General features: G+C 49.2%; 13 protein-coding genes. All 13 read right to left on the bottom strand.

Annotated features, from left to right (window positions below):
• Nucleotides 1–50: 50 nt before the first annotated feature.
• Nucleotides 51–1217: a phosphoglycerate dehydrogenase gene (locus tag GPK83_RS03365; RefSeq protein ID WP_215704003.1), complete on the bottom strand. Its 1167-nt coding sequence runs from the start codon at nucleotides 1215–1217 to the stop codon at nucleotides 51–53.
• Nucleotides 1218–1249: 32 nt separating this feature from the next.
• Nucleotides 1250–2338, bottom strand: coding sequence for a 3-phosphoserine/phosphohydroxythreonine transaminase (serC, locus tag GPK83_RS03360; RefSeq protein WP_215704002.1), 1089 nt, complete (start codon nucleotides 2336–2338; stop codon nucleotides 1250–1252).
• 612 nt (nucleotides 2339–2950) lie between these two features.
• The gene (leuB, locus tag GPK83_RS03355; protein ID WP_015553664.1) at nucleotides 2951–4033 is read right to left on the bottom strand and encodes a 3-isopropylmalate dehydrogenase; all 1083 of its coding nucleotides are present in this window, start codon (nucleotides 4031–4033) and stop codon (nucleotides 2951–2953) included.
• A 460-nt stretch (nucleotides 4034–4493) separates the two neighbouring features.
• A complete protein-coding gene (gene aguB / locus GPK83_RS03350) occupies nucleotides 4494–5360 on the bottom strand; it encodes an N-carbamoylputrescine amidase (protein ID WP_215704001.1) in 867 nt (288 codons plus the stop codon).
• A gap of 166 nt (nucleotides 5361–5526) precedes the next feature.
• Complete coding sequence (gene aguA / locus GPK83_RS03345; protein WP_215704000.1) at nucleotides 5527–6639, bottom strand: agmatine deiminase; 1113 nt, start codon at nucleotides 6637–6639, stop codon at nucleotides 5527–5529.
• Nucleotides 6640–6748: 109 nt separating this feature from the next.
• Entirely contained in the window at nucleotides 6749–7159 is a 411-nt protein-coding gene (locus GPK83_RS17295; RefSeq protein ID WP_345941767.1) for a YlmC/YmxH family sporulation protein, read from the bottom strand.
• Nucleotides 7160–7337: 178 nt separating this feature from the next.
• Nucleotides 7338–8165 carry an amidohydrolase family protein gene (locus GPK83_RS03335; protein WP_215703998.1) on the bottom strand — a complete coding sequence of 276 codons (828 nt, stop codon included), beginning with the start codon at nucleotides 8163–8165 and terminating at the stop codon, nucleotides 7338–7340.
• Nucleotides 8166–8253: 88 nt separating this feature from the next.
• Nucleotides 8254–9033, bottom strand: coding sequence for a PD-(D/E)XK nuclease domain-containing protein (locus GPK83_RS17290; RefSeq protein ID WP_345941766.1), 780 nt, complete (start codon nucleotides 9031–9033; stop codon nucleotides 8254–8256).
• Nucleotides 8945–9925 carry an AAA family ATPase gene (locus GPK83_RS17285; protein ID WP_345941765.1) on the bottom strand — a complete coding sequence of 327 codons (981 nt, stop codon included), beginning with the start codon at nucleotides 9923–9925 and terminating at the stop codon, nucleotides 8945–8947. Before GPK83_RS17285 ends, GPK83_RS17290 begins: the two co-directional genes overlap by 89 nt.
• Nucleotides 9926–10359: 434 nt before the next feature.
• Nucleotides 10360–11763 carry a dipeptidase PepV gene (pepV, locus tag GPK83_RS03325; RefSeq protein ID WP_215703997.1) on the bottom strand — a complete coding sequence of 468 codons (1404 nt, stop codon included), beginning with the start codon at nucleotides 11761–11763 and terminating at the stop codon, nucleotides 10360–10362.
• A gap of 203 nt (nucleotides 11764–11966) precedes the next feature.
• A complete protein-coding gene (locus GPK83_RS03320; protein ID WP_015553671.1) occupies nucleotides 11967–12416 on the bottom strand; it encodes a GatB/YqeY domain-containing protein in 450 nt (149 codons plus the stop codon).
• 85 nt (nucleotides 12417–12501) lie between these two features.
• Nucleotides 12502–14094: a peptide chain release factor 3 gene (locus GPK83_RS03315; protein ID WP_117484361.1), complete on the bottom strand. Its 1593-nt coding sequence runs from the start codon at nucleotides 14092–14094 to the stop codon at nucleotides 12502–12504.
• 114 nt (nucleotides 14095–14208) lie between these two features.
• Entirely contained in the window at nucleotides 14209–15402 is a 1194-nt protein-coding gene (gene coaBC, locus GPK83_RS03310; RefSeq protein WP_215703996.1) for a bifunctional phosphopantothenoylcysteine decarboxylase/phosphopantothenate--cysteine ligase CoaBC, read from the bottom strand.
• Nucleotides 15403–15481 lie beyond the last annotated feature (79 nt).

Genomic DNA, 15481 nt, shown 5'->3' with positions numbered 1-15481 from the left:
GCTGCCATCTTCTTATGCAGCCGTATTATTCTCTTTTCGACTATAATTTTTTAGCCCTTGATCACACGGACCTTATACATTCCGCTGATCTTTTCAAGATGGGAAACCGCCTCCGCTTTCGCCGGATCTTCCAGATCAAGAAGTGTGTACGCGTACTTGTCACGGCTCTTGTTTGTCATGTTGGCGATGTTGATTCCCTCAGCAGCCAGGATCGATGTGATTTGTCCGATCATGTTCGGAACGTTCGCATGGAGCAGGCCGATTCTTCCTGCCACCTGACAGATTCCCATGTCACACGCCGGATAGTTTACGGAATTTTTGATATTTCCGTTCTCCAGATAATCCTTCAGCTCATCCGCAGCCATCACCGCGCAGTTATCCTCGGACTCTTCTGTGGAAGCGCCCAGATGCGGTGTTGCGATCACGCCGTCCATCGCGGAAGTCTTTGCGTTCGGGAAATCGGTGATATATTTTTTTACCTTTCCACTCTTTAACGCCTCTGCCATATCATCATCGTTTACAAGCAGGTCTCTCGCGTAGTTTAAGATCACAACACCGTCCTTCATCTGGTCAAAAGCATCCTTGTTGATCATTTCCTTCGTGGAATCGAGAAGCGGCACATGGACAGTGATGTAATCGCAGTCTTTGTAGATCGTATTCACATCCATAATGTGCTTTACAGATCGGGACAGCATCCACGCCGCATTTACGGAGATAAACGGATCATAGCCGTAAACTTCCATTCCGAGAGCAGCGGCAGCGTTCGCAACCTCACAGCCGATAGCGCCAAGACCGATGACTCCAAGCTTTTTGCCCCTGATCTCGTTTCCGGCAAAGGCTTTTTTGCTCTTCTCCATCTTCTTGCTGATATCTTCTTCCCCGGCATGTTCTCTGCACCACTCGATACCTCCGACAACATCTCTGGAAGTCAGGAACAGACCCGCGAGAACAAGCTCCTTTACACCGTTCTTATTTGCGCCCGGTGTATTGAATACGACGATGCCCTTCTTCGCACACTCGTCGAGCGGGATATTGTTGACTCCGGCTCCGGCTCTGGCGATGGCCTCGAGTCCAGCCGGGAATTCTGTCTCGTGGAGAGACGCGCTGCGGACCAGGATTCCTTCTGCGTCTTTAATATCATCTACAAGTTTATAGTCTCCTGTGAGGCGGTCTGTGCCATAGTGGGAGATCTGATTTAAACAACAAATATTTCTCATAATTTTTCCTCTGATATTTTCATCCGGCAGTCTTACGCGTCCGCGTGCTCCGCCTCAAATTTCTTCATAAATTCTACAAGCTTCACAACGCCCTCCTCCGGCATTGCATTGTAGATGCTGGCTCTCATGCCGCCGACGGTACGGTGTCCTTTTAAGTTCACGAATCCGGCTGCCTCCGCCTCTTTTACGAACAGGGCATCCAGCTCTTTATCACCTGTAACGAACGGCACATTCATGATGGAACGGTCCTCTTTGCGGACAGTTCCGTGGAAGAGCCTGCTCTGATCCAGATAATCGTAAAGGATCTTTGCCTTTCGCTCGTTTTTCTCCTTCATGGCTTCCAGTCCACCCTGCTTCTTCAGCCATTTGAAGACCTTGCCACAGATATAGATTCCGTAACACGGCGGAGTGTTGTAGAGGGATCCGGCCTTCGCCTGGACATCGTAGCGCATGATCGTCGGTGTCTCCGGAAGAACATCCTCGCGGATCAGGTCCTCACGGATGATCACGATAACAACACCTGCCGGTCCGATGTTTTTCTGGACACCGCCATAGATCACACCGTATTTTGATACATCCATCGGTTCAGAGAGGAAACAGGAGGACACATCGGAGACGAGTGTTTTTCCCTTTGTGTTCGGGAGTGTATGGAATTTTGTTCCGTAGATCGTATTATTTTCGCAGATATAAACGTAATCGGCATTCTCATCGACCGGAAGATCGGAGCAATCCGGAATATAGCTGAATGTCTTATCCTCACTGGATGCAATGGCATTCGCTGTTCCGTAAAGCTTTGCTTCCTTCCATGCTTTCTTTGCCCACTGTCCGGTGATAATATAGTCGCCGACACGGTTTTTAAAAAGATTTAACGGGACTGCCGCAAACTGCTGGTGAGCTCCACCCTGTAAAAACAGGACTTTGTAGTTGTCCGGGATCTTTAAGAGGTCTCGGATGTCCTGCTCTGCTGTCTGGATGATCTCCTCAAAAGCTTTTGAGCGGTGGCTCATCTCCATGACGGACATTCCGGTTCCATTGTAATCAAGCATCTCGGCTGCTGCTTCTTTTAAGACTTCTTCCGGCAGCACGGCCGGACCTGCGGAAAAGTTGTAGACTCTGCTCATAGTTTTGTTCCCCTCTCTGATTGCTCTGTGGCCTCTCTCCTTTCGGGGATGGCCACGATTCCAGCCCTTGTCTCTCGATCCAGCGTCACGCTTCACTCCGTCTCTTCTCTATCAGTGTGAAGTGACGAATCAGGCTGATTTGTCATATATCCTAGCACAAGTACCCGGGCAAATCAATGTTAAAATTGCCTTTTTCTCGAATTATGCAAACTTCTTTCTTTTTTTGATATCCTTTTTAACAATATATGTGGCTCTTATATTTCGTCTGCTATTTATTTTTCTTCAGATATGACTCCATGGATCAGTTTTCAACGCATTCGTGTGTGTCACGCAATCACCGGCAACCGTCTGAGACTTCTGTTCCCTATTACACTTACAGTCCCGCCACCGACAGATTATTCTGGCGTCATGTCAATAAAAAAGAATGTGCCTTGGCACATTCTCGCGCCTCGCGCGGTCGCTTGCGACAGTCTACATCTTCGCGCGAGTGCGCATCTTTGGCACGTCAGTGCCTTTTTTTGTAACAGGGAATTCCTCGGAATTTCCTGTTACAAAAAAATGGCAGAACACACGATTTTCATGTATTCTGCCATCATTGCCGTACTTATTTTATTAGATTCTCTCACAGATCAGATTTCCCATCTCAGTGGTTCCAACCTGCTTTTTGCCCTCGTCCATGATATCGACGGTGCGGTAGCCCTCTGCGAGGACCTTTCTGACCGCATCCTCGATAGCATCTGCTTCCTTGTCAAGGTCGAAGGAGAAGCGGAGCATCATTGCTGCAGAGAGAATAGTCGCAATCGGATTTGCGATGTCTTTTCCTGCGATATCCGGTGCGGAACCATGGCTCGGCTCGTAGAGACCAAATTTGCTCTCATTTAAGCTTGCGGAGGACAGCATACCGATGGAACCGGTGATCATGCTCGCCTCGTCGGATAAGATGTCGCCAAACATGTTCTCTGTTAAGATCACATCGAACTGGCGCGGGTTCATAACGAGCTGCATTGCGCAGTTGTCGACCAGCATATTTTCAAGAGTGACTTCCGGGTAGTCCTTTGCGACTTCCGCAACAACTTTTCTCCAGAGTCTGGAGGAATCGAGAACGTTTGCCTTATCGACACTTGTTACTTTCTTCTTTCTCTTCATGGCGATCTCGAATGCCTTGATCGCTACGCGGCGGATCTCCTTCTCACTGTAAACGAGAGTATCTGTCGCCTGCTCAACACCGTTTACGGTCTCTGTGTGGCGCTCACCGAAGTAAAGGCCTCCGGTCAGCTCGCGGACGATGACCATGTCGAAGCCGTCACCGATGATCTCCTGTTTTAACGGGCATGCGCCTGCAAGATCATTGTAGAGGTATGCCGGGCGGATATTTGCGAAGAGATTTAATCCTTTACGGATCGCAAGAAGTCCTGCCTCCGGTCTTAAGTTCGGGGCAACATCGTACCAGCGGGAGTTGCCGACATTTCCACCGACTGCACCGAGAAGAACAGCGTCACTCTTCTTTGCGGTCTCCAGCGCCTCGTCTGTCAGCGGCACACCGTAGGTGTCGATGGAGATTCCACCCATGAGGACCTCTTCATAGTTGAATTTATGACCGTATTTCTGACCTGTTTTATCTAAAACTTTCTTTGCTTCTCTCACGATTTCCGGACCGATCCCGTCACCGGAGATCGTTGCAATTCTATATTCCATGTCTTTTTCCTCCATATCCCGCCTGAAAATTCACGAAATGCTGCCGTCATTTCCATATTTTTCGGGTATTTTACTTTTCATATTTGTACCGGACTAATTCCTTTTCTGTCCGATTATCTCTTTGTAATCATACTCTAATTTTTCTTAATTTTCAACAAATTGGAGAAATTACTGGCATATATGTTTTCTATTATTTATATGAATCACAGTTATACTTTAGCGGGGTTCACTCTCACTGCTTCTCTTCATGATAAAAGGCACATCACCCGGAACCAATGTTTATTCCATGGCATGTGCCTTTTTCGTTACTGTTCACGCTTTGCGCAAACAGTAACTGATTTTGCCGATGCTTCGCATTCCGAATCGGCAAAATCCACTACCACCACTGTATTGTACGGAATTTTCAGTTCAGAAAATTCCTACCCGTGTACAGTAACCCTTTTTCTTCTCAGAATTTTTCTTACTCGTGATACATCTCCGGTCTTCTATCGCGGAAGAGTCCCCATGAAAATCTCTCGCGCTCCAGCTCGTCCAGATCAAACTCCGCTGTGATCACGCCCTCGCTGTCGCGGTCCATGGACTGGATCACTTCGCCGGCACCGTCCGTGATGAAGGAGGAGCCATAAAATTTCAGGGCTGATTTCTGGTTTCCGTTTGCCTCACATGGTGTTACCTCTTCCAGTCCCACACGGTTTGCCGCGATCACCGGCATCAGGTTCGACGCGGAATGTCCCTGCATGCAGCGTCTCCAGTGGGGCATGCTGTCCACGGAGAGGATCGGCTCGCTGCCGATGGCTGTCGGATAGAATAAGAGCTCTGCGCCCTTTACTGCCATAAATCTCGCGGTCTCCGGGAACCACTGGTCCCAGCAGATACCCACGCCGATGGTGCCGTAGCGGGTCTTAAATGCCTTAAATCCGGTGTCCCCCGGTGTGAAATAGAATTTCTCCTGATAATAATGGTCGTCCGGAATATGGGTCTTTCTATAGATTCCAAGATTCGTTCCGTCCGCATCAAGGATCGCGACGGTGTTGAACAGGCGCTTTCCGTCCTTCTCATAGAAGCTGATCGGAAGAACGACCTTGAGCTCCTCCGCGACCTTTGCGAAGTGTTTTACAGCGTCGTTTTCCTCCACCGGCTTCGCAAACTCATAATATTCGTACTGGCGCTCCTGACAGAAATACTGGCGCTCAAAAAGCTCCGGGAGCAGGATGATCTGGGCTCCGTCCGCTGCCGCTTTTCTCACGAGTCTCTCCGCGTTTGCGATATTCTCATTCACGTCTCTTGTGCAGCGCATCTGTACCGCTGCGACTTTTACTTTTCGCATTTTATATTTCCTCCTGTGGGGTATCCGTTTTATTGTCCCTATGTGCTGTCTATATTCCAGCTCTATATTGTTCTTTCATTTTTAATTTTTTGAATTGCTCCTCAGGTACAGCATCTATCCTGGTTCAATACACGTTTTCTGATTCTATTTTTATCGTATTCTTTTCCTAGCTTCCCTGCGGGATCTGCTGCGTGATACAGTGGATATTTCCGCCGCCGAGCAGAATATCCCGGGCCGGGATCGGACAGATCTTTCTTTCCGGGAACACTTTTCCGAGGATCTCCACCGCCGTCTTATCATGCTCATCCCCAAACTGCGGCACGATCACTCCGCCGTTTGAGATATAGAAGTTTACATAACTCGCCGCAAGCCGTTCCCCGGCTTCTCTCGTGTCCTCGCCGTCCTCAAACTCATAACCGCCAAGGTCTTCCTCCGTCACACAGATCGGTGTCTTTGGGATTGGAAGCTTGTGGACTTTGATCTTTCTGCCCATAGCATCCGTCTCATGTTCTAAAATATCCAGACAGCTCTTCGACATGGCGTACTGGGGATCCTTCTCATCATCGGTCCAGCCTAAGACCACCTCGCCCGGGCGCACGAACGCGCAGATGTTGTCCACATGTTCATTCGTCTCGTCATTGTAGATTCCATGTTCCAGCCAGATCACCTTTTTAGCCCCGAGGTAAGCACAGAGCTTCTTTTCGATCTCGTCCTTTGTGAGCTTCGGATTTCTTCCTCCGCTCAGAAGACACGCTGCCGTCACAAGAACCGTCCCCTCTCCGTCAGAATGGATCGAACCGCCTTCCAGAACGAAGGGGTGGGCCTCATAGCAGTCATAACCAAGCTCCCCACAGACTTTTTCCGCCACAAGATCGTCCTTCTCCCAGTGGGCGTAAAGTCCGTCCACGTTTCCGCCCCAGGCGTTGAACTCCCAGTCAATGCCACGTACAGTGCCTTCCCCGTTCACCACAAAGGTCGGTGCCACATCCCGCGCCCAGGCATCGTCGGACTCCATCCTGATCACGTGGATCCCGTGTCCCGGATTCCCGGCTAACATCTCGCGGGCATTCTCCTCCACATCCGGCTCCGCCAGCATAAAGACCTCCTCGCTCTCCGCGATGGCCCATGCCACGCGCTTGAATGCCTCTCTCGCTTTTTTCGCGCCGTAGTTCCAGCTTCCCGGGCGCTTTGGCCAGATCATGATGCAGCCTCTGTGGGGTTCAAATTCTCCCGGCATGCGAAATCCATCTGCTACCGGTATCGTATGAAGTTTTTTCATTCTTCAGTTCCTTTCCTGACTTATCTTCATTAACTACTAATTATACCAATCTATCTCATGTCCATCTTCCCGCTATTCGACCCGGAAACAACTCTCACTTCCAGGTTTTTTACCGCCACTTTTTTATATAACCGCCTTTTTCCTGGTCACAAGGCGGAGAGCAGCCACAATCCATATTACACGGCGGCGGACAGTCACATCTTCCTCCCGGCTCACATGGAGGCGGGCAGGGACAAAACGGCGGCTTTGGCGGCGGTGGACACGGCTTCGGGGGCTTCGGCGGCTTTTCCTTCTTCTCCTCAACCCGGACCAGAATAATATCGTCCCCGATCTGGCAGATATCCCCAAAAGGGATCACAAATTCTTTTTCCCGTCCCAGGAAACCGCAGACACAGCCCGGTCCCGGCACGATGATCGCCAGAATCCTGCCTGTACACGGATCGACATCCAGATCACCCACAAAGCCTAAACGTTTGCAGTCGCAGACGTTGATCACTTCCCGCCTCTTCAATTCGCTCATCCGCATGGCATCATCTCCCGAATCGAAACATTTTATGTATCCCATTAACCACAGACCTGTTATTCGCGCAGGCTGCCGTCAACCAGTCATACTCTCTATTTATAGTCTATGCTCCATTTCTTGTCCCTGAGATGAATATCCAGCATTATTTTCACTTAATTATAATTTTTCTGAAGCTTTACAATTCAATATTCTCCGGCAGTTTTCCCACCGTTTTCAGGATCTTCGCCGCATTTCTCCACAGCATATCCTCTTTCTCACTGTCCGTGAAACTGCTGTCCCTAATCCTCGCAATAGCGGCTTTCTGGGTGCCATAGGGAAAATCACTGCCGTAAAGCACCCGATTTGTTCCGAACCTGCGGATGATCTCCTCAAACTCACCGGCTTCCTCCAGCTCCGCGCTCATGGCCGTATCGATAAACACATTTTCCGGCAGATTTTCAAGATTCTCATTGGGATTTTTCATCATGCAGAAGCTTCCCATATGCGCCATGATGATCGGGATATCCGGGGCAGATTTTAAGATTTTTCGGATTCCCGACGGGTAAAGATCATAAGGGCGCACGATCCTCGCCGTCCCCATATGGATCAGCACCGGAAATCCCAGCTCATTGATCTTTCTCCACATCTCCTCATACTTCGGATCTTCCAGGTTGACTTTCTGAAACGGCGGATGGAACTTGATTCCCACCATCTCCATATCCTTTAGCTTTTCCAGTTCCTCGATCACATTCTCACAGTCCGGGTGAAGGCCGCCGAATGAGATAATATTCTTTCTTGCCGCTTCCTTCGCGAACCGGTTCACCTCCGCCTGATTCTGGGGTTTCGAGACCACCGGCAGGTTCACGGAGATGTCCACCCCCGCCTCCTGCATCCTCGCCAGCAGATTCTCCCGGATCGGAAGCTTCTTAAAATCATCATTCTCATGCCCGGTGACCTCCATGGCCCGTCTCGCCAGGGCGACCGGATAGATATGCGTATGAATGTCAATGATCCTGCAATTCATCTATTCTTCTCCAGTTCTTCCTCCATGCACCGTTTTCGGCAGCATGTTCCTGAATTTTTCTGCGGCTTTGGTTTTTATTTGCAATGAGTCACTTTTTCTTTACCATGCAGCGCTTTTTAAAAAACGAAATACCGTAGCAAAGAATCTGGTCATAGTCTTCCTCATACTCCTTTGCGTACATTCGATCATCAATTTGCCGCAAAGCTGTATCGCACGCACTCCCCAGATTTTCCAGAACCTTCGTATACTTTGCCTCAAAAATTGCAACACGGGCATTCATAGAATCGTAAATAACCACCTCGCTCCGGCCTTCTCCGTGTTCCTTGTTGGAATCCACCATATATCCGGCGCCGGTGAAGATACCTGCAAGAAAAGCGTGGTAGAAGTCTTCCCGATAGTCATGGTAGCTGATCGTCCGCCGGAGCAGGGCATTCATTTCTTTGGTAATCCTCTCACTGTCACCGTTCCATACAGCGTCAAACAAAGCATTTCGATTCCACTTCTTCGTGCTGTCATCGAACCATTTAATAACTGTCGTTTCAAAAATCTCTTTGATTTCTGCATTCGGAATCATAAGAGCAGCCATGCCATCCGGCAGTTCGTCCTTGTAATCTCCCTTGCGCGCTTTGGTTAAGTAGCCCGTCAGATATAGTGTACTCCAAAGATTCTCTTCCGAAGAATGCAGATAATCATAGGTCAGGTTTTCATCTACACGCTGAACAATACAGCCGCCCGCCATCAAAGTTTCAAGCTTATTTGTAATCGTACCGCCTGCATACTCAATAAAGGAACGTATGATGGCATTGTCGCTGGTGTTTTTCCAATAGCTGACCGGTCTGGCTTTCGGATTTCGCTGCAGTTCCAACATATAATTCATAACATCCCCACGGGCAGTAAACATCAAAATCACCGAAATGGTAGCCATCATACCATTTCCTGATATTGTCAGCCTGTTCCGTCAGACCGGCGTCATTCAGCAGCTGGTCAACCTCGCTCTGTACAAAACCAAAATACTCGTTCAAACGGGAATTTGTGATCGTATCCGACACAAATTTATTTGTTCCAGTAAAGATGCTCTCTTTTGCAATCTTCAGACACCCCGTAACAACCGCGAACCGAAGTGCCTGATTGTCCTTCAGTGCCTGCATCAAGCCTTTCATAACATCAAGCATTTCATCATAGTAACCGTTGTTGTTCGCTTTTGCTACGGGAACATCATACTCATCTATAAGAAGAATTACAGGCTTTTCATAATAACTTTGCATCATCGTTGTCAAAAGCATAAGGCTGCTCTTAACTTCTTTTATCGAACCGCTGCCATGTGCGAGATGTGCAAACGCCGCTTTTTGGAAGTCCGTGGCATTTTTACCATCAAGCAAATAGAGATGTCTGTTGTACAAATCTGCAATCACCATTGTGAGCATATCGTATGCCCCAGTGAAATCCAGTCCATCTACCTGTCGAAACGAAACAAAAATTGTCGGATACTGGTTCATCCACGCATCGCACAATGCCTGGTTTTCTGTAATTTTCAGTCCCTCAAACAGTTTTCTGCTCTCCTTGCGGATGTCGAAGAAGCTTTCCAGCATGCTCATGCCCAATGTCTTGCCGAAGCGCCGGGGACGGGTAATAAGCGTTACTTTTATCCCCGTTCTGCTGAGCAGCTCTCCTATTAATTCCGATTTATCAATATAGTAATACTCATTTTTACGAATTTCTTCAAAATCCGAAACTCCAACAGGAATGTTCATTTCTTTCATCTCTGCTGCTCCTTTCGTGCAGCCATGCACAGATTTTTCATTGCTTCTATGCTACCATGAATCTCGTGTTTTTACAAGAAAAAGCTCTGCTTACTGCGGCTATTCCGGCTTCCGCTCATTCTGCGTAATTTGCTATAAGCCATAACAAAAAATGGCCCGGCTCCATTTCTGAAGCCGGACCGTGTGCGCTCTGCTGCGCTTATCTATTTACTTTACCCATTCCCCGTTTTCATTCACCTTGTAGCCATCCGGAGTTGTTCCGTTTACTACGAGGGAACCTTTTGGACCGCCCGCTGTTACTTCGTATAACCATTTTCACGGATATGCCGCTCCAACAGTTCCGCGAATGTCTTTTCACTCATATTTTTTATCCCGATCCCGGAAAACGAACTTCCGGGATCTTTCCTTTTTCATACTCTCCCAACGATCATCTCTTAACAGCAAAGGTCCACAATCACCTGTGCAAAGATCTTCGCACTCATTGTGAGCTCGTCAACCACCGCGAACTCGTCCGGGCCGTGCATGTGGTTCTCGGTCTCCGGAAGAGCAGCGCCGAAAGCAACACCGTTCTTTAAATTGTGGACATAGGTTCCGCCGCCGATGGCGATACACTCGCCCTTTCTTCCGGAATATTTTTCATATGCGGAGAGCAGAGTCTTCACAAAATCAGAATCTGCCGGTACATGGTGCGGCGGCTTCATTTCTTCCGTATTGAAGGAGATTCCATCTGCTTCCATTTTTTTACGGATCACATCAATGGTGTTTTCCTTTGTGGCGCAGATCGGACAGCGGCTGTCGAATTCGCCCTCCAGGCTTTTCCCGGAAATATCCAGCATGCTGAATGCCAGTGTCAGCTCGCCGGACTCCTCATCGCTCATCTTGATTCCAAGCGCTTCGCCGTACCAGTCACCGTGCGGCATCAGGCGGTTTAACGCGCGGACTGCCTTTGTCTGTCCGCATTCCGCCAACGGAAGACGCTCGATCAGGGATAAGAGTCCTGTCAGGGCATTCTTTCCTTTCCACGGTGCCATTGCATGGCCGTTTTCGCCAGCTGCAGCGATCTTCAGGCAGCCATCCTCAGAGGATACCGTAAACCGGATTCCAAGCTCCTCCTCCATGCTCTTTGCAAGAGCCTCTGTCTCATCTCCGTCAAGACCCTCAAATAATGCCTCTGCCGCGCCCGGAACCACATTCGTCTTCGTTCCGCTGTGGAAGGATACCATCTTCGGAAGACGGTCAGACGGCTCGAACTCTGCCGTAAAATTACCTCCGATCCGGCCTTTCTCGATATTGATCACCGGGAAGGATGCATCCGGTGAGAAGGTCATCGGAGCTTCCTTTTCCACACTGTAGTAGTGGGTGATGTCGGAGCTTCCGCACTCCTCGTCAGTGCCAAGGATCAGGCGGACGTTCTTTTTCATCGGGATTCCAAGTTCATTTACGGCACGCATCGCGTAGAGAGCAGCAATTGCCGGTCCCTTATCGTCCGCGGTTCCGCGGCCATAGATCTTTCCGTCTTTTACTACCGGCTCAAAAGGTTCTGTAACGGTCCAGCCGTCTCCGGCCGGAACAACGTCCAGATGAGCCAGAATATCGAGCTGTGCCTCTTTGTCATTCATGTCAACGGTTCCAACATAGTTGTCATAGTTGTTGATGGAAAAACCGTAGCATTCCGCAATATGCAGAGCTGCACGCAGTGCCTCGGAGCACCCTTCCCCATACGGTTTTCCGATACGGTAAGACCCCTTTACACTGTTGATCCGGCAAAGAGCTCCGATGTCCTCCAGCATTTCTTTCTTGTGCGCGTCAATATACCGGCTGATCTTCTCTTTATACATAAATTTCCGCCTCCATATTTCTTTTGTTATAACCCATTTTACAGACAGGCGGGACCGTCTCATCCCGGATGTTTCCGAGATCGTAAAGCCAGCCCCGCTTATACCATACTTATTCTGTGCGCCAGTTATTGGCTGCATGCCTGATCACAAACCCGCACTTACGCGCTTTATTGTCTGCTTCGCAGGCGTTTCGTTCGTTTATCTTATTTCATGAATCCAGCTAAGATCTCATTTACGATCTTGCCGTCTGCCTTCCCCTTTACGAGCGGCATCAGGGATTTCATGATCTTTCCTTTGTCCTTTGCTGTCGGAGCTTCGATCCCAAGCTCTGCAAGAACCTTTGCGATCGTCTCCCTGATCTGGTCTTCAGTCATATCAGCCGGAGCGAACTCCTGATATACGGCAAGTCTCTTCTTTGCCTCATCGATGATATCGGCACGGTCTGCCGGAGCTGTCTCGATAGTCTCCTTGACCTGCTTGATCTCTTTCTTTACGATCGCGTTCTCCTCATCCTCTGTGAGCGGAGCTTCACGCTTGTCGATCTGCGCATTCTTTAACGCAGAGAGAAGCATGGAAAGGGAATCCTTTCTCTCTTTATCTTTTGCTTTCATCGCCTCGACCATAGCTGCTCTTACAACATCGATCTTACTCATCTTATATTCCTCCTGTCTATGCGGTATTCCCAGTCGAAACAACTGGTTCCGCATGTTCCTGTGATGATATATTTTGTAAACTTGATTAGTTCTTTCCGAACTCACTGAGCTTTAAGTTCGGATTTCTCTCCTCGACCATGCCGACACTCCAGCTGTTGATGAATAACAATAACGGATTGCCCTTGAGGTCGCAGATACGCTTCATATCGGATGTACCCTGGATCTTCGCCACATCCACTTCCTCCGGGTTCTCAACCCAGCGGATATACTCAAACGGAAGCTGTTCCAGACGGACATCGACATTGTACTCGTTCTTTAAGCGGTAAGTCAGGACCTCAAACTGCAGGACACCGACAACGCCGACGATGATCTCCTCCATACCGGTATTGAACTCCTGGAAGATCTGGATCGCGCCTTCCTGAGCGATCTGGTTGACACCCTTTAAGAACTGTTTTCTCTTCATGGTATCGATCTGGCGGACTCTCGCGAAATGCTCCGGTGCAAAGGTCGGGATACCCTCGAACTGGAACTTCTCGTTGGACGTACAGAGCGTGTCACCGATGGAGAAAATACCCGGATCGAAAACGCCGATGATATCTCCGGCATAAGCCTCGTCAATGATCTTACGGCTCTCAGCCATCAGCTGCTGCGGCTGGGTCAGACGGATCTTCTTACCGCCCTGAACATGGTTTACTTCCATTCCTGCCTCAAACTTACCGGAACAGATGCGCATGAAAGCGATACGGTCACGGTGTGCCTTGTTCATGTTTGCCTGGATCTTAAATACGAAGGCGGAGAAATCTTCCCGGAACGGGTCGATCACGCCTGTCGTTGTCTTTCTCGGAAGCGGAGAAGTCGTCATATTTAAGAAATGCTCCAGGAATGTCTCGACACCGAAGTTTGTGAGTGCGGATCCGAAGAATACCGGGGAGAGTTTTCCGGCGCTGACAAGCTCCTGGTCAAACTCATCGCTCGCTCCGTCGAGAAGCTCGATATCGTCCCTTAACTGAGCGTGGAAATCGGAACCGATGACGGAATCCACGTCTGTTCCCTCCACGTCGAAAGTCTCTGTGGCAACTTCCTTCTGTCCGCCCATGGCAGCCGTGAAGGTCGTGATCTTCTTTGTCTGGCGGTCATAAACGCCCTTGAAGCTCTTTCCGCAGCCGATCGGCCAGTTGATCGGACATGTATGGATTCCGAGAACCTCCTCGATCTCGCTCATGAGCTCGAACGGGTCTCTCGCCTCACGGTCCATCTTGTTTACAAAGGTAAAAATCGGGATATGGCGCATCACACAGACCTTGAACAGTTTGATGGTCTGCGCCTCGACACCCTTTGATCCGTCGATGACCATGACCGCGGAGTCCGCTGCCATCAGGGTACGGTAGGTATCCTCGGAGAAGTCCTGATGTCCTGGGGTATCAAGAATATTGATGCAGTATCCCTCGTAATTGAACTGGAGTACGGAAGATGTTACGGAGATACCTCTCTCCTTCTCGATCTCCATCCAGTCGGAGACTGCGTGCTTTGTCGCTTTGCGTCCCTTTACGGTTCCGGCAAGGTTGATCGCGCCTCCGTATAACAGGAATTTCTCAGTCAGTGTCGTTTTACCGGCATCCGGGTGGGAAATGATCGCGAATGTCCGTCGTCTCTTTATTTCATCATTTAATGAAGCCAAAAAATTTTCCTCCAAATCTATCTTAAAAATCTATATTTTTCCACTTAAATTTTTACCAGTATTTAAGGCTTTCGTCAAGAAGAAAGCCCTAAAATTCGTTATATTTATAGCAATCTATCGCTCAATCCCAAAGATCTCGTCTAAGATCGCCCCTGCAACCTCTTCCTTCGACATAATCGGAAGCTCCGTCTCCTTATTCTCGCGGATCATCGTCACTACATTCGTGTCCGTTCCGAAACCGGCACCGGCAACCTTCAGATTGTTGGCAACGATCATATCGAGGTTCTTCTTCTTTAATTTTGCCCTGGAATTCTCCAGCATATGTTCCGTCTCCATGGAAAATCCGCAAAGGAACTGGCTGTCTTTTTTATGTTCTCCGAGCCATTTTAAGATATCGTCGGTGCGCTCCAGTTCGATCGCCATATCTCCGTCTTTCTTCTTTGTCTTCTCGGTATTCACGAACTTCGGGCGGTAGTCAGCGACAGCCGCGGCCTTGATCACCGCGTCCATCTCGTCACTGCGGCCTGTCACGGCCTCAAACATGTCTTTGGCGGTAACCACCGGAACAAAATTTACGAACATCGGCGGCTCCACCTCTGCCGGTCCGGAAACAAGAGTCACCTCAGCGCCGCGGAGAGCTGCCGTCTTCGCGATGGCATATCCCATTTTTCCGGTACTGTGGTTTGTAATATAGCGGACCGGGTCGATGGCCTCCCTCGTCGGACCTGCGGTCACGAGGATCTTCTTTCCTTTTAAGTCTTTCTCGTACTGGACTTCCTTTAAGATATACTGGAGCAGCACCTCCGGCTCCGGCATCTTTCCGGCTCCGGTATCGCCGCAGGCGAGGTATCCGCTTGCCGGACTGATCACTTCCATTCCGTAGTGTTCGCAGATCTTCAAGTTGTCCTGTGTGATCGGATTCTCGAACATTCTCGTATTCATCGCCGGGCTGATGATCTTCCTGCAGGTACAGGCGAGAACCGTGGTCGTCAGCATATCGTCCGCAAGGCCATGGGCCAGCTTCGCGATCACATTTGCGGAAGCCGGGGCAACGAGGACAACGTCCGCCGCCTTCGCAAGAGAAACATGTTCAACGGAAAACTCAAAGTTCCGGTCAAACGTATCCACCAGGCATTTATTTCCGGTCAGTGTCTCGAATGTAATCGGGTTGATGAAATTTGTCGCATTCCGGGTCATAAGCACATGGACATCTGCCTTCAGTTTTTTCAGTGCGCTGGCGAGATATGCGATTTTATATGCAGCGATACTGCCGCTCACGCATAAAAGTACGGTTTTTCCTGCTAACATTTGGAATCCTCCGTTGTAATTTTAGTCAATTTATGGTAAGATAATTCGAACTTTAAAATTATGAGGAACCTGTCTCACA

This window comes from Clostridium sp. MCC328 (assembly GCF_018785465.1).
Classification (GTDB): domain Bacteria; phylum Bacillota; class Clostridia; order Lachnospirales; family Lachnospiraceae; genus Pilosibacter; species Pilosibacter fragilis.
The sequence above is the reverse complement of the archived record's forward strand: the minus strand, read 5'-3'. Positions and strand labels throughout refer to the sequence as shown.

Bases quoted from the DNA above. Each gene is read 5' to 3' on its own strand.
- pepV (WP_215703997.1), bottom strand. From the start codon at position 11,763: ATGTATAAAGAGAAGATCAGCCGGTATATTGACGCGCACAAGAAAGAA.
- GPK83_RS17290 (WP_345941766.1), bottom strand. From the start codon at position 9,033: ATGTTGGAACTGCAGCGAAATCCGAAAGCCAGACCGGTCAGCTATTGG.
- GPK83_RS03365 (WP_215704003.1), bottom strand. From the start codon at position 1,217: ATGAGAAATATTTGTTGTTTAAATCAGATCTCCCACTATGGCACAGAC.
- GPK83_RS03335 (WP_215703998.1), bottom strand. From the start codon at position 8,165: ATGAATTGCAGGATCATTGACATTCATACGCATATCTATCCGGTCGCC.
- aguA (WP_215704000.1), bottom strand. From the start codon at position 6,639: ATGAAAAAACTTCATACGATACCGGTAGCAGATGGATTTCGCATGCCG.
- leuB (WP_015553664.1), bottom strand. From the start codon at position 4,033: ATGGAATATAGAATTGCAACGATCTCCGGTGACGGGATCGGTCCGGAA.
- coaBC (WP_215703996.1), bottom strand. From the start codon at position 15,402: ATGTTAGCAGGAAAAACCGTACTTTTATGCGTGAGCGGCAGTATCGCT.
- serC (WP_215704002.1), bottom strand. From the start codon at position 2,338: ATGAGCAGAGTCTACAACTTTTCCGCAGGTCCGGCCGTGCTGCCGGAA.
- aguB (WP_215704001.1), bottom strand. From the start codon at position 5,360: ATGCGAAAAGTAAAAGTCGCAGCGGTACAGATGCGCTGCACAAGAGAC.
- GPK83_RS17295 (WP_345941767.1), bottom strand. From the start codon at position 7,159: ATGAGCGAATTGAAGAGGCGGGAAGTGATCAACGTCTGCGACTGCAAA.
- GPK83_RS03320 (WP_015553671.1), bottom strand. From the start codon at position 12,416: ATGAGTAAGATCGATGTTGTAAGAGCAGCTATGGTCGAGGCGATGAAA.
- GPK83_RS17285 (WP_345941765.1), bottom strand. From the start codon at position 9,925: ATGAAAGAAATGAACATTCCTGTTGGAGTTTCGGATTTTGAAGAAATT.